Source organism: Williamsia limnetica, from assembly GCF_003217475.1.
Taxonomy (GTDB): Bacteria; Actinomycetota; Actinomycetes; order Mycobacteriales; family Mycobacteriaceae; genus Williamsia; species Williamsia limnetica.
This window is the reverse complement of record NZ_QJSP01000012.1, coordinates 113,291-131,347: the sequence shown is the minus strand read 5'-3', so window position 1 is coordinate 131,347 and position 18,057 is coordinate 113,291. Positions and strand designations below refer to the sequence as shown.

13 protein-coding genes are annotated in these 18,057 nt (G+C 64.8%); 6 read left to right on the top strand and 7 right to left on the bottom strand.

The features are described 5' to 3' along the window. Positions 1–74 precede the first annotated feature (74 nt). The 5 genes from DFR67_RS20185 to DFR67_RS20165 all read left to right on the top strand — a co-directional run bounded on the left by DFR67_RS20185 (position 75) and on the right by DFR67_RS20165 (position 7,891). Complete coding sequence (locus tag DFR67_RS20185; RefSeq protein ID WP_110471288.1) at positions 75–1,082, top strand: TauD/TfdA dioxygenase family protein; 1,008 nt, start codon at positions 75–77, stop codon at positions 1,080–1,082. Between the two features lie 113 nt (positions 1,083–1,195). Continuing rightward, on the top strand, positions 1,196–3,166 hold the full coding sequence (locus tag DFR67_RS20180) for a cellulose biosynthesis cyclic di-GMP-binding regulatory protein BcsB (protein WP_110471287.1): 1,971 nt from the start codon (positions 1,196–1,198) through the stop codon (positions 3,164–3,166). 6 nt (positions 3,167–3,172) lie between these two features. After that, positions 3,173–4,660, top strand: a complete 1,488-nt coding sequence (locus DFR67_RS20175) for a hypothetical protein (RefSeq protein WP_110471286.1) — start codon at positions 3,173–3,175, stop codon at positions 4,658–4,660. A 47-nt stretch (positions 4,661–4,707) separates the two neighbouring features. Next, positions 4,708–6,204 (top strand): glycosyltransferase, encoded by a 1,497-nt coding sequence (locus DFR67_RS20170; RefSeq protein WP_110471388.1) that lies wholly within the window; start codon positions 4,708–4,710, stop codon positions 6,202–6,204. Continuing rightward, positions 6,197–7,891, top strand: a complete 1,695-nt coding sequence (locus DFR67_RS20165) for an ArnT family glycosyltransferase (RefSeq protein WP_110471389.1) — start codon at positions 6,197–6,199, stop codon at positions 7,889–7,891. The genes DFR67_RS20170 and DFR67_RS20165 overlap by 8 nt, the downstream gene beginning before the upstream one ends. 22 nt (positions 7,892–7,913) lie before the next feature. Here DFR67_RS20165 and DFR67_RS20160 read toward each other — a convergent pair whose 3' ends face one another. Beyond that, positions 7,914–9,056 carry a glycoside hydrolase 5 family protein gene (locus DFR67_RS20160; RefSeq protein WP_110471285.1) on the bottom strand — a complete coding sequence of 381 codons (1,143 nt, stop codon included), beginning with the start codon at positions 9,054–9,056 and terminating at the stop codon, positions 7,914–7,916. 128 nt (positions 9,057–9,184) lie between these two features. Between DFR67_RS20160 and DFR67_RS20155 the strand changes: the two genes are divergently transcribed. Further along, a complete protein-coding gene (locus DFR67_RS20155) occupies positions 9,185–10,510 on the top strand; it encodes a D-alanyl-D-alanine carboxypeptidase family protein (RefSeq protein WP_110471284.1) in 1,326 nt (441 codons plus the stop codon). A gap of 15 nt (positions 10,511–10,525) precedes the next feature. On the opposite strand, the gene yhjD is transcribed toward DFR67_RS20155, so the two are convergent. The 6 genes from yhjD to DFR67_RS20125 form a co-directional block, all read right to left on the bottom strand. After that, positions 10,526–11,626 carry an inner membrane protein YhjD gene (yhjD, locus tag DFR67_RS20150; RefSeq protein ID WP_110471283.1) on the bottom strand — a complete coding sequence of 367 codons (1,101 nt, stop codon included), beginning with the start codon at positions 11,624–11,626 and terminating at the stop codon, positions 10,526–10,528. A gap of 30 nt (positions 11,627–11,656) precedes the next feature. Then, positions 11,657–12,697, bottom strand: a complete 1,041-nt coding sequence (gene trpS / locus DFR67_RS20145) for a tryptophan--tRNA ligase (RefSeq protein WP_110471282.1) — start codon at positions 12,695–12,697, stop codon at positions 11,657–11,659. A 32-nt stretch (positions 12,698–12,729) separates the two neighbouring features. After that, positions 12,730–13,536, bottom strand: a complete 807-nt coding sequence (locus tag DFR67_RS20140; RefSeq protein WP_110471281.1) for an exodeoxyribonuclease III — start codon at positions 13,534–13,536, stop codon at positions 12,730–12,732. Positions 13,537–13,650: 114 nt separating this feature from the next. After that, positions 13,651–14,859, bottom strand: a complete 1,209-nt coding sequence (locus tag DFR67_RS20135; protein WP_425451312.1) for an MFS transporter — start codon at positions 14,857–14,859, stop codon at positions 13,651–13,653. 198 nt (positions 14,860–15,057) lie between these two features. Beyond that, a complete protein-coding gene (locus DFR67_RS20130) occupies positions 15,058–16,281 on the bottom strand; it encodes an NADP-dependent isocitrate dehydrogenase (protein ID WP_110471279.1) in 1,224 nt (407 codons plus the stop codon). A 270-nt stretch (positions 16,282–16,551) separates the two neighbouring features. Continuing rightward, the gene (locus DFR67_RS20125; protein ID WP_110471278.1) at positions 16,552–18,027 is read right to left on the bottom strand and encodes a cutinase family protein; all 1,476 of its coding nucleotides are present in this window, start codon (positions 18,025–18,027) and stop codon (positions 16,552–16,554) included. Positions 18,028–18,057: the final 30 nt, after the last annotated feature.

Below are 18,057 nucleotides of genomic sequence, written 5' to 3'. Positions count from 1 at the left end.
AATCCGCGCGATCTACTTCCGATCAGCGTGAGTATAAGGTGTCGAGGACCGGCTGTCAGAAGCACACTGGAGTCATGACCGCTCTTGTCGAATCGCCCGCCGCCGCCTCGGTTTCGCTCTCGCGTCCTACAGACCTGTTGACGGTGACCAAGCTCGGTGAACACCTCGGGGCCCGCGTCGACGGCGTGCGCCTCTCCGCTGATCTGGATGCCGCCACGGTGGAGGCCATCCGCTCGGTGATCGCCACCCACAAGGCGGTCATCTTCACCGGTCAGCAGCACCTCGATGACGACGCGCAGTACGCGTTCGCGGCTCTGCTCGGCACTCCGACCAAAGCCCATCCGACCGTGCTCTCGCGAGGAGAAGACCTGCTCCCGCTCGAAGGTGCGGCGAACTCGTGGCACACCGACGTGACATTCGTCGACCGTATCCCCAAGATCTCGGTGCTTCGGCCCACTGTTCGCCCGAGCTACGGCGGCGCCACGATGTGGGCGTCCACGGTGTCAGCGTATGCCGCGCTGCCCCTGCCGTTGCGGGCGCTGGCCGACCAGCTGCGCGCCGTTCACTCCAACGACTACGACTACGCCGAGCACCTGACGGTCGGCGACAGTTCCGACGCCGCCTATCGTGCAGAATTCTCCAAGACGGTGTTCCGTACCGAACACCCCGTGGTCCGGGTCCACCCGGAAACCGGGGAGCGCGCCTTGACCCTCGGACATTTCGTGCAGTCCTTCTCGGGTTTCAAGACGTCGGAAACCGCGGACCTGTTGCGTTTGTTGCAGGCCCGGATCGAGCGACCTGACAATACGTTCCGGTGGAATTGGAATGACGGTGACGTGGCCATCTGGGACAATCGGTCGACCCAGCACTACGGCGTTGCCGACTTCGGGAATCAATTCCGCCGGGTCAATCGCGTGACACTGGCCGGAGACGTTCCAGTCGGAGTCGATGGTCGACGGTCGGCATCCCTCGAAGGGGACGCCACCAGTTACTCGGTTATCGAATCTCCCCGCCCGCTGGTCGGATGGGAACCCGCCAGCGAGGCCAGTGTCACCGGATATGCATCTCCACACAATTTGTGACACCGACCTAATGTGCGGCTGAGCCCGTCATTTCGGCATCAATTCGGTAGCCGGAGCAAGCAAAGCGCGCTCCGAGTGCGTGAAGAACTGCTTTGCTGCTTAGTATGACCGTAATGAATCCGGCATATCAGCGGTCCCTCCGCATATTCACAGCGATCACCACAGCGGCAATTGTGGTGATTCCGGCATTCCTCATCCCACCGGCGACAGCAGCACCTGGCGACGGCGGATCAGTTTCGCAATCACCGACTTTGGGGTTACCCGCACTCGGCGGCGCCAGCACCCTGTCCTTCTATGGGCAGCAGGGCACCGCGACGGTCACCATTCCCGTACCTCCGGGACTGACCCCGTCGGAGCTGCGAGCGACCGTCGAGTTGCCGCCCAACCTGCAAAGCGGCAGCATCTCGGCCGTCCAGCAGGACCGCACCCTCTCCCGCGTCGGCATCCCGACGGCCGAACGGGCAGCCATCACGATCCCCTTACGCGGGGCGACCATCGTCGACAACTCGGTCGCCATCACATTGCAGTCCTTTTTGGTGCCTGCCAGCGGGATCTGCGTGTTCGACAAGGCAGATCCATTGCGCCTGCTCGACGCATCGGTGGCTTTCTCAGGAACCGAGACGGCGCCGACCTCCGTGGCGGAGTTCTTGCCGCCGGTCCTGGACAAACTCACGGTCTCGGTACCGGCAACGCCGAGCCAGAGTGAATCGAACGCCGCGGTCGCACTGTCGTCGGCGGTCGCCGCGTACTACGGGGCTCAACCTGTCGACGTGGTGGTGCAGGCCCTGCCTGCCGGACAGAACGTTCCCACGGTTCCCTCTGCACCGTTCGAGCGTCAGATCACGATCATCGAACAACCGGCCAGTGGCGTCACACTGCTCGAGAGTCCCGGCGTCCCCGCGTTGGTGATCAGCGGGCCTGCGGCCGAGTTGAGCAACCAGACCCTGCTGTTGACCAGCGACATCTCCCGGCTGGCAGTCAGTTCGAGGGCGGTCGCCGGACCGCTGCGCATCAGCCCACAACTGCCTCCCGATTCCACCACGTTGCGAGACCTGGGCGAACCGGGAGTCAGTGCAACGGCTTTGACCGATCCTCAGGTGTCGATCGGCATCGATCAGACACGTCTCGGTCGGCCGGCCGGGGACATCCGGGTCAACCTCAAAGGTTCGTACACCCCGCTGCCGCCGAATTACGGTGGGCAGGTGGTCGTTTCCGTCGGCGATCAGGTCGTGTCGCGCTGGCCCGCGGAAGCAGGCGGGACAATCGACAAGTGGGTCGACATTCCCGACCGACTGCTGCAGCGCTTCACCGACCTCAACGTCGCGGTGGACGCGGCCGGTGACACCGGTGGATGTGGCCAGAGCTCCCCCATCACACTCACCATCGACGGGGACAGCCCCGTGCAGAGCACTCCTGCGGACCCGCCTGTTCCCCCGGGCTTCCAATCGATTCCGCAGGCATTGATGCCATCGGTCCAGGTCGGCATGACCGTGGGATCACTGGCCGACACCGCTCGCGCAACAAGCATCGTCACCGGCCTACAGCGACTGAGCTCTGTTCCGATCACGACCACAGTGGTGCCTCTCGAAGAGGCAGTATCGTCGAGCAACCCGGCGATCCTGATCTCGGCCGACGCCTGGAACGAGCCAGGCATCGACCTGCCCGTGAGTACCACCGCAGAGGGCCCGATCGACGTCGAAGGCGTCGACAGCTCCGGCGAGAAGACCACTCTCACGCTCGATCCCGCCGTGACCTTCGGATCGCTGCAGACCGTCTTCGACGGCGACCGGACCGTCCTGGTGGCCACGTCGACCGGCGCTGCCGGACAACTGGACTCATTGCTCCGTTGGCTCGATGCCGACGAGGAACGCTGGGTCACGTTGAACGGCAACGCGCTGATCGCGGTCGCCGACCGGGACCCGATTGCGATGATCACCGATACCACCGCCTCGCAACAGTCCACATCGGAAGACGACGGCAATCGCCAATTGATCCGCTGGATCGGGGTCGGGGTGCTCGTGGCCATCGCGCTCGGCGTCGGAATCCTCATCCTGCGCAGCCGGCGCCGCGAACCAGGCAGCTGATCTGCGGTGGCGGCTGGTGAATTTCCGCTCTTCTCGACCCTGCACCCGGTCTATCGGATCATCTTTCGCTGGGCGCTGATCGCGGTCCTGACCCTGGTGGCGTTCTGGACGTCGTTCCAGAGTCTGCTGGAAGAGTCGTACTCTGGAAGCCTCGTCGGCTACATCCTGGCCATCCCCTGGCTCGCTCTGTTGGCAGCGCAGGGAATCGCGAGACGGCGATCGGGAGAGCTGCCCATCCACGATCGGCAAACCGACTTCATCATCGGGTTCATGGGTTTGGTGCTCGCCCTCTTGATCAAGGGGGTACTGGTCGGACGCTACGCCGACGAGTACCACCTCATCCGCCTCGACCTGCTCGCGATGTGGGTGTTCGTCGTCAGCGCCGCGGTGGTGCTGTTCGGACTGCGGCCGGTGTCCCGATTCGCGCTGGTGTGGCTCCTCCTGCTCGCCGTCTTCCCGTTGGTGTTTCGGATCACGATCATCACGCTCGGCGGTACCCGCTATGCGGCCGGCGGGGTCATGGTCGTCCTGGCCGCAGGCGCAACCGCCCTGGCAGTGGGCCGAACACGCAGGCGCGGACTGATCGGCGCAGCGAGCACAGTGGTCGTTGGCATGAGCATCCTGCTCGTGATGTACGTCTTCTTCCCGACGGCTCCGGTCATGGCCTACACCCAGATTCCACCGCTGCTCGCGACCGCCCTCGTCGCCGAGACCATGTATCTGTATTCGAGACGCGGAACAGCGAAGACCCCCATGGACCGCCCGATCAACCCCCTCTCGGCCAAAACCATCTTGCTGGCCGTCTCGATGGTGACCGCGTTCGCGGTCGCCCTGTCGCTGATCAGTCTGCCCCGATCGACCGCGCCGCCCGTGCTCCGCGACAACGCGCTAGAGTTCGGTACACCTCTCATCACCCCTGCTGGGTGGCAGACGACCTCCGTCACGGAGTTCGACTTCGTCAAACGGTTCTTCGGGCGCACATCGACCCTGATCCGGCAACGCATGCTCGCCGAAGAGGGAAATCCCGCCTGGGACAAGCTTTCCCGACCCCGCACCGTGATCGTCGACAGCGTAACGACAATTCGTCCGGTGACCTTTTCCGTTTACCCCGACAACGTCATCTATGACATGACAGCGACCCGGACGAGCAACGGACGGAAGATCGATCTCGGTAACGATGTGACCGGGGAGCTGTTCACCGTCGTCGACGACACGCTGCTGGTGACGTGGACCAAACTGACCTGGACGTGGCGCAACAGGAATGCCGCGCAGCGGATCACGCTTCTGACGGTGGACAACCATGACGCCGATGCACCTTTCCCGGTGCCCCAGGATTCGCTGATCTCCAACCTCAACACCCTGTTCACCGTTCTCATCCGCGGCAACTCCGTCGTGGACGACAACAATCCGAACTTCAAGGACGCCGGGCTGCTCACGGTCCTCGGCCGGGAGCTGGTCGATGCCCAACTCGAACCTGTCAGGGCGGCATCGTGACAGGGCCCGTCGGTCCCCGGGAGCCGTTCACGCCGCTCTCCAACGGGATGAGCACCGACGGCATGGATCCCGAGTCCGACGAGTTCAAGACCACCGCCCTCTACGACGCGATCGAGGGCCTGCGGGCCGTGGACCCACTCCGCTCCGCGTCCACTGCGGTGGTGGGATGGCAGAAAGCGGTGCTGATCGGCCTCTGTGTCCTCGTCGTGGGCTTCGCCGTCTGGCAACCTGTGGCCACCGCGACCACGCTGATCGGCATCTGCACGCTGTTCTATGTCGGATCGCTGGGCGATCGGCTCCTGATCTTCCGCCGCGGGCTGGCGTCCGGCCCGATCTCGATCAGTGACGAACGTGCACGGGCGATTCCGGACTCCGACCTCCCCTTGTACACGGTGCTGGTACCTGCCTACAACGAACCTGAGGTGGTGGCCGACCTCATCGGGGCGATGGCGGCGATCGAGTACCCGACGGAGAAGATGCAGGTGCTACTGCTCCTCGAAGCCGACGACGACGTGACGATCAACGCGGCGGAAGCGTGCAAGGGCGTCGACATGATCACCATCGTGCTGGTGCCTCCTGCCGAACCCCGCACCAAACCGAAGGCCTGCAACTACGGCCTGCACCTCGCCACCGGCGAGATCGTCACCATCTATGACGCGGAAGATCTGCCGGACCCCCTGCAATTGCGCCGAGCGGTACTCGCTTTCGCCGACGGCGACGATTCCATCGCGTGTGTTCAGGCAAAACTCGCGTTCCACAACGGCAGGCAGAACCTGCTGACCGGTTGGTTCACCAACGACTACGGATTGTGGTTCGGCTATCTGCTGCCCGGTTTGATGCGTAGTCGGGCGCCCATCCCGCTCGGTGGCACCTCCAACCACCTACGACGTTCTGTGCTGCGAGAGATCGGTGCCTGGGATCCGTTCAACGTCACCGAAGACGCCGACCTCGGTGTCCGTATCGCTGAGACCGGCTACCGCACAGCGGTGATCGATTCGGTGACCTTGGAGGAGGCCAACAGCGACCCCATCAACTGGATTCGGCAGCGATCACGCTGGTACAAGGGATATCTGCAGACGTGGCTGGTCCACGTGCGACGTCCTGTCACCCTGTGGAAGGCCATCGGCACCGTCAGCTTCGTCCGATTCACGTTGTTGTTGGCCGGCACTCCCGTCATCGCCTGCCTCAACCTGATCTTCTGGCTGATCACGGTGATGTGGTTCCTCGGCCAGCCGGCATTCATCGGAGAGGTCTTCCCCTGGTACATCTACTTCCCGGCGCTCGTCTCGCTGATCTTCGGTAACGGCGCCACCATCTACATGAATCTCATCGCCATTCGGGAAGACGATCGCCCAGACCTGCTCGTCCCGGCGCTGACCGTTCCCATCTACTGGGTGATGATGAGCATCGCCTCGGCGAAGGGGTGCTACCAGCTGATCCGGAATCCGTCCTACTGGGAGAAGACGTTCCACGGCCTATCGGTCAAGACCGATGTCAACCCCGGCGACGACGCGCCGGGCGGCGCGGAGGGCGGCAATGCTTAGCAGACGCCTCAGCACGCTCGTCTACGTCATCGCGGCCGCGGTGTATCTGGCCGTCGGATACTACCTGTGCGTCCACCACGGCTTCATCATCGGCGACTCGCTGTCGCGGGTTTCGTCAGCGCAGACAGTCCTGTTCAGTCGCGATCCGCACGTCGCGGCAATCGGTTTCATCTTCACGCCCCTGACCGCGCTCGTCCAACTACCGACGATCGGGTTCAGCGAGCTCTGGCAACCCATGACCGAACTCGCGTACTCCGGCGTGATCATGTCCTCGCTCTTCATGGCGGGCGCAGCGGTGCAGGTACTCGGTATCGGTGCAGACCGCGGACTGCCCCGATCGTTCACCCTGGTGATCACGGCGCTGTTCGCCTTCAATCCGATGATCGTTTTCTATGGTTCCAATGGGATGAGTGAAGCCCCTTTCGTGTTCTTCACATGCTGGGCCGTTCGCCGACTGATCGCCTGGGCAACCGATGACGACGTACACCATCTCGCTGCGGCGGGAGTCGCTCTGGGACTTGGCTACCTGACCCGATACGACGCGGTCGCCGCCATCGCGACGGCCGCGATACTCGTGGCGTCGATCACCGCATTCCGCAGCGCCAAGCATCTGCGCTGGCGCCGGGCCCTGCTCGACGGTGGATTAGTCGCCCTTCCCGGGTTCTTCGCGTTCCTCGGGTGGGCTGCCACCAGCTGGCTCATCACGGGACAGGCGTTCGCCCAGTTCAGCTCCCAGTACGGAAACTCCTCGATCATGCGGCAGTCGGGGGCCGACACCCCCGATCAGTTCCTCCCCGGCCTCGAATTCTCCTTCGTCTCGACCGTGCTACTGGCGCCGACCTTGATCCCGCTGGTGCTGATCGCGGCGGTCGCGGGATGGTGGCGCCGCGACTGGATCCCACTGGCTGTCCCGGTACTGATCTTCGGCGCGGTGCTCGCCTTTCAGGCCTACAGCTACGCCAGCGGCTCGACCTTCGGTTTCCTGCGCTTCTACATCCTTGCCGTACCGATGGCCGCAACGGTGGCCGTCCTGCTCCTGCCGGCCCGTGCGTGCACGATCACCAAGCGCCGCGGGAAATACGCTCCCGACCAGTCACTCTCGCCATCGCGGCATCCGGCACCCCGGCACCGCATCAGTCGCGCCCCGAAGTGGCCTGCGCTCGTGGCCGCTGCTCTGTTGCTCGCCGTCACCGTGCCGAGTTCGGCGTGGGGTATGAGCAAACCGCACTACGCTCCGCAGGAATACGCCCTCGGGGCGGTGCTGGCACCGGAACCGGACAATGTCACCGCCCTCAAGGCGACCGAACACCGGATCGCGGCGACCTTCTCGACCGAACGCGAGATCGCCGAATACCTCGACGGTCTCGACCTACCCGAGGGATCGGTTTTGACCGACACCGTGTACGGATTTGCCGTCGTGGTCGCGTCGTCGAAGCCCAAGACTTTCGTCGTCCCGTCCGATCTGGACTTCACCACCATCTTGAACGACCCCGCTGCCGGCAACGTGCAGTATCTGCTCTCGGTTCCGAACACCGGGCGTGGAGAATCTGACGCACTCAATCTCCGCTATCCGACGCTGTACGAGACCGGCGCCGACATAGCGTCACTCGCGCTCGAGGTCCCCAACGCCGGCGAGGACCAGCCGACGTGGCGCATCTATCGGGTGCTCGCCTCGGTGGACGACTGACCGATCACCCTCGCTGGGAGCCTCAGTTCGCGAGCTTGCGGATGACCCCGAACATCGGGTCCCCGGGCCCGATGTCCAAGGTGCACTGACCGAGTCGAGGATCGGGCACGAACGACCAGAAGAGTGCACCGGCCGTACCTGCCGTCTGCTGGGCAGAGATCTTGCGCGAGAGGGTATCCGCGCGCGCTTGCAAAGTGATGCAGCCGCCGGCGGGTTGTCCGACCTCGGCGACGACCAGGGGCTTGCCCACAGCCCGCGCCTGCGTCAGCCGCATCTGAAGCCCGTCATGGTCGTTCCCCGGTAACGGTTCCTGCGCGTCGTAGTCGTGATAGTCGAGTACGTCGATACCGGCTGATGCGACGACGTCGGCGTACTCGGTGAACTGGGCTCCGCACTGCCCGCCACCGGCGAGCCCGGCCCAGACCGGGGTGTCGGGATCGAGCGACTTCAGGCGGGCGCCGGCATCATCGAAAAATGCCCGCAGCACGCGGGCGGCGTCCTCGGGACAGGTCCTGCCCTGCCAGGCGCAGGCGGCGTCGCCGCAGTTGCTCGCCTCCGGTTCACCCACCAGTTCCCAACCCGCCAGCGACGACGACGCGCCCCAGCGAGCCACCGCGGTATCGAGCCAGCGGGCATACGGCATGGGCGCGGCTTCCGGCGACACGTCGTCCCATCCGGAGGCGTACCACCGGTGATCTTTGAAGTTCCCGTCCTCGCAAGCACCTTCACCCGAGGCCAGTACCGGCACCAGAAGCTGATCATGTCGTCCGGCGGCATCGAAGATCGAATCCAGCCGCGAATAGTCGGTTTCATGAGTGTTCTTGTCGACAACCATCGACGCGAAGAGGTTGAACCGGGTCACCGAGTCCTCCGGCAACGAGCCGAAGTAGGAGTCGAGGTCGACCTGTGCCCCGCAGCCCTTGTTCACGGTCCAGTCGGTACCGAGCTGATATGCGTTCAATCCGGTCGGCCACCAGGGGCGGCCGTCCAGGAGTAAGCCATCGGGAGTCGTCGACACGCGAGATGCGCCGTTCGCGTCATCCGAGCCGCTGTCGCCACATCCGGTCACGACGGCAACCAACGCCAGGATCACCGCCGTGATGAGCAGGTGCGGCAACCGTCGACGCTCAGCAGGGCGTCGACCGGCATACGCTCCGCGGATCATCGCCCCATCGTAGGCCTCTCGCCGCAGGGTCCCAGACGCACTCGCCGGTGCGAATCACTGAACCGAACAGTCGAATTCCACCCTTCCGTCGCGCCCGGGATGGGCGGTGACCGGTACTGTCGCATGCGATGATCCGACCACTACAGCGCGTTTCAATCCTGGTGGCGTCGCTGATGCTCCTGATATCGGTCAGTGGACCTGCCGTCGCCGGAGCCGCACCGGCCACGCCGACGCCACCGATCGGGGCACCGGCGCCCGAGACGGTCACCGACAACTGCCCGTACCAGAGCACCCCGATCCCGCCCGTCGATGAGTCAGAGGTCGTACCAGCAGGTGTCCCGTCTCCGACGCCCCTGCCGGTCGTGGATCCACCCGTGGGCGGCGACCTCCTCGGAGGCTGCGGAGTCGTCCTCGCGCCGGGGGCGGCACCCGCGCCCGACGGATTGACCGCCGCGGGGTGGCTGATCGCCGACCTGACAGCTGGAAAAGTGCTGGCGGCCAAGGACCCACATGGCCGCTATCGCCCGGCCAGCACCATCAAGGTGCTGCTCGCCCTGGTGGTTCTCGACGAGCTCGATCTGGACGCGACGGTCACCGGCACGCAGGAAGACGACGAGGTCGAGGGCGATGCCGCCGGCGTCGGTCCCGGCGGTACCTACACGGTTCGTGATCTGCTCACCGGCCTGATGCTGGTGTCTGGCAACGACTGCGCCCATGCGCTCGCCCGCGAACTCGGTGGCCAAGATGCAGCCGTCGAGAAGATGAACGAGAAGGCAGCTGAGCTCGGGGCGACCGACACCCGCGCCGCCTCTGCGTCGGGTCTGGACGGGCCCGGCATGAGCAGCTCGCCGTATGACGAGGCGCTGATCTTCGGCGCGGCCCTGCAGTTCCCCGAGTTCGTGGAGATCTCGAGACACGACCAGATCCGGTTCCCCGGATATCCGGGCATGCCCGCGCAAACGACCGACGCCGACGGGACCGACTCATCGATCGAGACGACCATGGAGACCACGCCTTCAGGTGACCCGGGTATCGACCTCTACAACATGAACCAGTTGCTCTACAGCTACCCCGGTATGGTCGCGGGAAAAACCGGATACACCGACGACGCCCGGAAGACCTACGTCGGAGTCGCCGAACGTGACAGTCGTCAGATCCTGATCGTGCAGATGTACGGGCTCAACGACGGGCCCGGTTCGTTCTGGCGTCAAGCCGAGGCCATGCTCGACTACGGATTCGCCCAGCCCGCCGAGCAGAACATCGGCACCCTGATCGACGGGGCGGGGCAGACGACCGAATCCGCCGGCGCCGAGCCACGAGAGGGCAATCGGGTCGCCGCACCCGCATCCGAGAGCAGCACCGATTGGACGGTTCGACTGTTCATCGGCCTGCTCGGGGCACTCGTCGTCGTCGGTCTCGTGTACGCGGCCCTGCGAATGAACAAACGCTCCTGAGCTGGTCGCGGGCGCCTAGCGTCTGCGGCGGGTTGCCGCCGAGATGCCCACCGCAGCGACGACGCCCGTACCGATCGCGGCAGCGACGCCGCGCGGACCGAGGCCTTCACGGACCTCTACTCGCGGAACGATGACCACCGGATCGGGAACCGCGGCGTGCTCGTACTTCAGGTTCCGGGGATCGGTCGCTGCCCACGCTGTTGCGAACAAGATGATTCGCGTGGTGATGAACGCGAAGACCATGATGCCCAGGATCGGCCCGAAGGTCGCGCCCGCGGGTCCGGTGATCACGGACTGGAGGTAGAAGCTCGCCACGAACTTGAAGATTTCGAAGGCCACGGCTGTGAGGAGCCCGGCTTTCGCCGCGTTGCGCAGTGGTAACGCGATGCGCGGCAGCTTCGCGATGACCCACGTGAACAGCAACCACGATGCGACGATCGAGAGGACGATGGAAACCGCCCTGATCGCGATGAACACCCCGGGCAGATCATCGAGCTGCAACCACTCGAGGATCTTTGCCGTCAGACCACTGCTCGACAGAGCTGACAGCGCGAACGTGACCACCATGGCGGCAAACAAGCCGAGCAACGCCGCGAGATCGGCGAGCTTGGTCTTCACCATGCTGTCGGCTTCGGGTTCGGCGCCCCACTGCACAGTCAACGCCATCCGCAGGTTCGCCATCCAGCCCAGACCCGCGTAGAGCGCAACCACCAGCCCGACGACACCGATCGTCGCGCGGGAGTCGATGGCCTGGTTCATCAGATCGGTCAGCTGCTCCCCCATGCTGCCGTCCACCGACTCCGCGATCTTGTCCTTCGCACGGTCGAGGAGATCGGGGTTGTTGACGAACACGAAACCCGCGGCGGCGAATCCGATCATCAGCAGTGGGAACAGCGCGAAGATACTGAAATAGGTTGTCCCGGCGGCAAAGTAGTCACCTTTGCTGCCCTGGTAGCGCTGACCTGCCTCGACGAGGTGGTCCAACCAGGGTCGGGCTGCACGCTGCTTGTCGAGGAACGACGGCTGGCCGACCTTGTTGTCCTTCGCAGATGCGTCCGCCTCTGCCGACGCCGTGGCTGTGACGGAGGCGGAGTCGCGACCGTTTGCAGGTGACATCGGTTTCCCCGTTCGGTTGGTCACGTCGACTCAGCTGGGTGCTACGAATCCAACCTTGTCATAAACCATCTGCAATGTTCGGGAGGCAACCTCCCGGGCCCGCTCGGCACCTGCGGCCAGCACCCGATCGATTTCGGTGGTGTCGCTGAGCAACTCGTCGAAACGCTCGCGTAGTGGGGTGACGAATTCGGTCAGCGCGTCCGCGGTGTCGACTTTGAGCTGGCCATACCCTTGGCCTTCGTACCCGGCGACCAGATCGGCCACCGCCGTACCTGTCAGCGCCGACTGGATGGTCAGCAGATTGCTGACGCCGGGCTTCTCCGCGCGGTCGAACGAGATCTCGCGGCCGTTGTCGGTGACGGCGGAGCGCAGCTTCTTGGCCGACCGCTTCGGGTCGTCGAGCAGGTTGATCAGTCCCGAGTCCGACTCTGCGGACTTGCTCATCTTGGCGGACGGGTTCTGCAGGTCGTAGATCTTGGCTGTCTCGGAGACGATGAACGCCTCCGGCACCCTGAAGGTCTTACCGAATCGAGAGTTGAACCGCTGGGCCAGGTTTCGGGTCAGTTCGAGATGCTGGCGTTGGTCTTCGCCCACCGGCACCGAATCCACCTGGAAGGTGAGGATGTCGGCGGCCATCAGGATCGGGTAGGTGAAAAGCCCGACGCTCGCGTGATCGACACCGGCCTTGGCCGACTTGTCCTTGAACTGCGTCATCCGGCTCGCCTCGCCGAAGCCGGTGAGGCACGAGAGTACCCACGTGAGTTGCGCGATCTGCGGAACGTGTGACTGCAGGTAGATGGTCGCCCGTCCGGGGTCGACACCGAGCGCGAGGAGCTGGGCGACACTGCGCCTGGAGCGCTCGCGCAGCGCCTTCGGATCATGCGCCGTGGTGATGGCGTGCAGGTCCGGGATGAAGTAAAAGGCCTCGTCGAACTCGTCCTGCAACTTCACCCACTGCTGCACGGCACCGAGATAGTTCCCCAGATGGAACGAATCGCTGGTCGGCTGAATGCCCGACAGGACGCGTTTGCGCCGCTGCGGTGGTCTGGTCTCGGTTGTCACGTCACTCACCGGTGAATTCTCTCATCCGGCCGCGACCCGTTTTACGAGTACTCCACCGTGACCGGCGCATGGTCGGACCACCGCAGGTCGTAAGCGTCGGCGCGGTGCACGTAGGACTTGGTGGCCTTCGCCGCCATCCGCTTGTTCGCCAGCTGGTAGTCGATTCGCCAGCCGGCGTCGTTGTCGAATGCCTTGCCGCGCCAGCTCCACCAGGAATACGGACCGGCGACGTCCCCGGCGAGTTCGCGAGCGACATCGTTCCAGCCGCTGTCGAGGAGGTCTGCCACCCAGGCACGTTCTTCCGGCAGGAAGCCTGGGTTCTTCACGTTGCCCTTGGCGTTCTTCAGATCCAGTTCGGTGGGCGCGATGTTCCAGTCGCCGCCGACGACGACGTCGCGACGTTTGCGCGCGAGGGTGCCGAGGTGTGCGGCGAACTCGTCGAGGAACCGGAATTTCTCATCCCGCTTCGGGCCGTCGGCGGCACCCTTCGGGAGATACAGGCTGGCGACGGTCAGATCACCGAAGTCGGCCTCGAGGTAGCGCCCGGTGGTGTCGAACTCGTCGCTGCCGAAACCACGCCGGACCTTGTCCGGTTCGGTCCGGGACAAGATCGCCACCCCTGAATGTCCTTTGATGGCCGCCTCGCTCATGCACAGGTGCCAGCCATCGGCCAGGGCCGGTGCCAGCGCGTCGAACGTCTGCTCCTCGGTGGCCCTGGTCTCCTGCAGGAGAACATGATCGGTGTCGGTATCGCGCAGCCAGGGCAGCAATCCGAGATTGCGCTCAGATCGTTCTTTCACGGCCGCGCGGATGCCGTTTGCGTTGATCGTGGTCACGATTGTCGTCACGTCCGCCGAGCCTACGGGCGGGCACCGACACGAGATCGAGCGGGACACCGCGGCGACGGACGGCCCGATCACCGGGCTGCGATCACCGCGTGGCCGACACGCCGACCGGCGACGTCAACGCGCGTCTGCCGTGACCAGCGGTTCCACGACGGGAGCGGCTTTCCTCTTGGTCCGCCGGGCATAGAGCAGAGCCAGGGCGAGTACGAGCAGTCCCGCCACCGCGAGGCCGGCACCGAGCACGGACGGTGCGCGGTACCCGTATCCGGCGGCGATCACGAGACCGCCGAGCCACGCGCCGCCTGCGTTCGCGATGTTCAACGCCGAATGGTTGAGCGCGGCCGCCAGGGTCTGCGCGTCGTCGGCGACGTCCATCAGCCGAATCTGCAGCGCGGGAGTCAGAGCGGTCCCGCTCAGCCCGATCAGGAAGGTGAGCGCCAGCGCCGCCCAGGCGTTCGAGGCGAGCAGCGCGAAGAGCAGCAGCATCGCCATGATCGCCACGAGGCCGATCGCGATGGCGCGGACAACTCCGCGGTCGGCAAGCCAGCCGCCTGCGAGGTTGCCGGCCACCATGCCGAGCCCGAACAGCATCAACGCGATCGGGATGAGCGACTCGGACACGCCCGAAACACTGGTCAACGTGGTGTTGATGTAGGTGTAGAACGCGAACATGCCGCCGAATCCGACGATGCCGATGAACAGGGTGAACCAGACCTGTGGGCGCACGAGCGCACCGAGTTCGGTCATCGGATTGGTGATCTTCATGCCGGTCAGCGACGGCAGGTACCACCAGAGTGCTGCGATGGTGAGCAAGCCGATCGCCGCGACGACCACGAATGCCGCGCGCCAGCCGAGTGCACTGCCCAGCCAGGTGGCGGCGGGAACTCCGACCACGTTCGCGACACTCAGGCCGAGCATGACCTGCCCCACAGCTTTCGCCCGCGACGACGGTCCGGCGAGATATGCCGCGACCAGCGATGCCACACCGAAGTAGGCGCCGTGCGGCAGACCGGCGATGAACCGGGCGAACATCAGCATCCCGTAGGACTGCGCGAAGACGGTGGCCGCGTTACCGACGGTGAACGCGATCATCAGTGCGATCAGAAGGGTGCGCCGCGACATCCGCGCGGTCAGCGCCGCGATCAGCGGGGCACCGACGACCACACCGAGCGCATAGGCAGAGATCACGTGGCCGGCGGTCGGCTCGCTGGTTCCCAGCGATTCCGCGATCGAGGGCAGCAGGCCCATCGCGACGAACTCCGTCGTCCCGATCCCGAAGGCACCGAGCGCCAGGGCGAGGATGACGGTCCGTCTGCTGCCACGCATGCCCCCGGTCGGAGCGGGGGTGGTGACACTGACTGCAGACATGGATCATCCTCTCGGGACATTCGGGGGGACGGCGACGTTGCCGAGGTAACCAAGGTTGAAACCGTTGCCGACGTCGCGGCATTCCGCTGACGGTACGTGAACTGCCCCACAGGACCCCTCGGCGTCCCGACCGGCGCGGACCGTCCGGCCCGCGTCTCAGCTTGCTCTGATCGCTGCTTCGAGGTTCTCGTCGAGCGCCCCGAGGAACTCCTCGGTGGTGAGATAGACCTGGTCGCCGCCGACCAGTTGCGCCAAATCCTTTGTCATCTTCCCGCCCTCCACGGTGTCGATGACCACGTCTTCGAGCTTTTGTGCGAACTCCCGCACCTCGGGGGTGTTGTCGAGTTTGCCGCGGTGATCGAGACCACGAGTCCACGCAAAGATCGACGCGATGGGATTCGTCGACGTCGGTTTGCCCTGCTGATGCTGACGGTAGTGCCGGGTGACCGTTCCGTGGGCCGCCTCGGCCTCGCAGATACTGCCGTCCGGGGTCAACAGGACCGAGGTCATCAAACCGAGCGACCCGTACCCCTGCGCGACGGTGTCCGACTGGACGTCCCCGTCGTAGTTCTTGCAGGCCCAGACGTAGCCGCCTTCCCACTTGAGGCTGGACGCGACCATGTCGTCGATGAGGCGGTGCTCGTAATGAAGTCCCGCAGCATCGAACTCGGTCTTGAACTCCGTGTCGAAGACGTGCTGGAAAATGTCCTTGAAGGCGCCGTCGTAGGCCTTGAGGATGGTGTTCTTGGTCGACAGATACACCGGATAGTTGCGCTGCAGACCGTAGTTCAGCGATGCCCGCGCGAAGTCCTCGATGGACTTGTTGAAGTTGTACATCCCCATCACGACGCCGCCCTCCTCGGGCATCTGTACGATCTCGTGCTCGATCGGTTCCGAGCCGTCGTCGGGCGTGTACGTGATGGTGACCTTGCCGGCCGAGGGCACCTTGAAATCTGTTGCGCGGTACTGGTCACCGAAGGCGTGGCGCCCGACGATGACCGGCTTGGTCCATCCCGGGACCAGGCGCGGCACGTTCGAGATGATGATCGGGGCACGGAATATTGTGCCTCCCAATATGTTCCGAATGGTGCCGTTGGGAGAACGCCACATCTTCTTGAGACCGAACTCTTCGACGCGAGCCTCGTCGGGCGTGATCGTGGCGCATTTGACCCCGACACCGTGCCGCAGGATGGCGTTCGCGGAATCGATCGTGACCTGGTCATCCGTGCGGTCGCGTTCTTCGATTCCGAGGTCGTAGTAGTCCAGGTCGATGTCCAGATACGGGTGGATCAGCTTTTCTTTGATGAACTGCCAGATGATGCGTGTCATCTCGTCGCCGTCCAGCTCTACGACTGTTCCTTCGACCTTGATCTTGCCCATATGGCTACGCGTCCTCCTGTTACCTGTCGGCCGCCGGTGGCGAGGCGATGTACTGCCCTGCGGTGGGGGCTTGTGTTCTGCGACCTCGTGAGTCGCGCACGTCCGACGGGTCCACACGAGAAAATATGACGGGCGTACTGCTAAATCAGCATACCCGTAGCCAGAGCGCCGAGCGCATCGGTCAGCAGACCACACACACCCAGGCTGCCCGGGCAAACCCAGGTGCCGCAACCGCTGGGTTTGCCTGGAGTAACAGGGTTTGTGGTTCCGTCAGGCCGCGGCGGGTGCTTCGACCGGGTCCTCGTCGGCGGAGGACGGCAACGCGTCCCCATTGTCGGGCGAGGGTGCGGGTTCGGGCGAGGGTGCGGGTTCGGGCAAAGCAATGGGTTCGGGCGAAGGCGCGGTTTCGGGAGTCTGATCGGCAGGTTCGCCGGTGGCCGGTCTCGCGATGGCCGGGCCAGAGCTCTCGGGTCCGGTCGCGGCGGGCGGAGTCGACACAGGCGCAGGTTCAGCTGCTGCGGGCTGCGGGAGGTCCTGCGGTTCGATCCAGACCTGATTCTCCTGCGAGGGCGTCGCGGTCTGGTGCGTCGCGGATACGGGCGTGGTCGGCGCAGGCACGGTTCCGAGCCTGACGCCATCGAGCTGATCGAGCTGCCTGTCGATCTCCGCAACCCAATTGCGGACGAAGTTCTCCGGGTACCGCAGGATGCTGATGGCACTGCCACCGATGGCCTGCCACGCGGTCTGACTTCCCGACAGCGCGTCGCGGAGGATCCAGAGGTCCGGGAGGTACGCACCGTGGCCGAGGTCCGGCAGCGCCGGCAGGAACTGGTTCACGGCATGGAACAGCGGACGAAGAACCGCGAGGTCCGGGTACGGCAACGGATTCTCGACCGCGATGAGGCGATAGGGCAACCCGAGACTCTTGAGAATCACCCCGAACGCGGGATCAGCAGGGATGAGGACGTCACGGGGCGAGTTCTCGCTGGCATCCGGGCCCATGGTGATGTCGTCGTCGTAGGTCACGTGTTTGACGAAATAGCCGAGCAAGCCGTCGACTGCCCGCAGCGGGTAGTGGAGCGGGTCCTGGAGATCGCAGATCGGATCCCCTTCGACGCAGAACTGGGTGACCCTGCTCAGACCGAACCCATCCCGCGGGCCGTTCATGGTGATGCCGGGCAGCACCCCCGGGAGCACGAGCTCGATCCCGCGACCCTGGGCGTCGCCGGTGCGCCGCGGGTCGGAGTACAACTCACCCGACACCTGCGTGGGATCGATGTCCACCGAGCTCTGCCCACGGCCGATCTCCGACAGTACGTCCCCGGCAATACGAGCACCCTGGGAGTATCCGACGATCACGACCGGCTGGTCGGGGCACGCAGCGTGATACGCCGCCACTGCGGTCTCGAGATTGTCGACACCCTCGTCGACGCTCTGGTCGTAGGACGTCCCTCCGAGCGGCCACAGCACACCCGGATACTCGACGATCTCGATCCGGTAGTCCTTGCCCTGGGTTCCGTACCGCGTCTCGAGCCCGGCAGTGTGTAGTGAGTTGGGATCAGCGGTTCCGGGCACGACGAACACGCGACCCTGCGCGCACTCGACCGGGTCGTCCGCCGCGTTCGCCGGCTGAGCGAGGAATCCGACGACCGGCAGGGTCACCGCCGCGGTTGCCGCCGCAGCCATCGCGCGCCGCCGAGTGGCCGAGCGCTTTCGGGCGTGCGCCCGCTTCGAATGCGAACCCATATCGAACCCCTCGGATTGTCACGACGACCA

What these genes read in the sequence shown, in the direction of transcription:
- DFR67_RS20180 (WP_110471287.1), top strand. Translation starts at nt 1,196, where the DNA reads ATGAATCCGGCATATCAGCGGTCCCTCCGCATATTCACAGCGATCACC.
- DFR67_RS20130 (WP_110471279.1), bottom strand. Translation starts at nt 16,281, where the DNA reads ATGGGCAAGATCAAGGTCGAAGGAACAGTCGTAGAGCTGGACGGCGAC.
- DFR67_RS20125 (WP_110471278.1), bottom strand. Translation starts at nt 18,027, where the DNA reads ATGGGTTCGCATTCGAAGCGGGCGCACGCCCGAAAGCGCTCGGCCACT.
- DFR67_RS20185 (WP_110471288.1), top strand. Translation starts at nt 75, where the DNA reads ATGACCGCTCTTGTCGAATCGCCCGCCGCCGCCTCGGTTTCGCTCTCG.
- DFR67_RS20170 (WP_110471388.1), top strand. Translation starts at nt 4,708, where the DNA reads ATGAGCACCGACGGCATGGATCCCGAGTCCGACGAGTTCAAGACCACC.
- DFR67_RS20155 (WP_110471284.1), top strand. Translation starts at nt 9,185, where the DNA reads ATGATCCGACCACTACAGCGCGTTTCAATCCTGGTGGCGTCGCTGATG.
- DFR67_RS20160 (WP_110471285.1), bottom strand. Translation starts at nt 9,056, where the DNA reads ATGATCCGCGGAGCGTATGCCGGTCGACGCCCTGCTGAGCGTCGACGG.
- DFR67_RS20135 (WP_425451312.1), bottom strand. Translation starts at nt 14,859, where the DNA reads ATGCGTGGCAGCAGACGGACCGTCATCCTCGCCCTGGCGCTCGGTGCC.
- yhjD (WP_110471283.1), bottom strand. Translation starts at nt 11,626, where the DNA reads ATGTCACCTGCAAACGGTCGCGACTCCGCCTCCGTCACAGCCACGGCG.
- DFR67_RS20165 (WP_110471389.1), top strand. Translation starts at nt 6,197, where the DNA reads ATGCTTAGCAGACGCCTCAGCACGCTCGTCTACGTCATCGCGGCCGCG.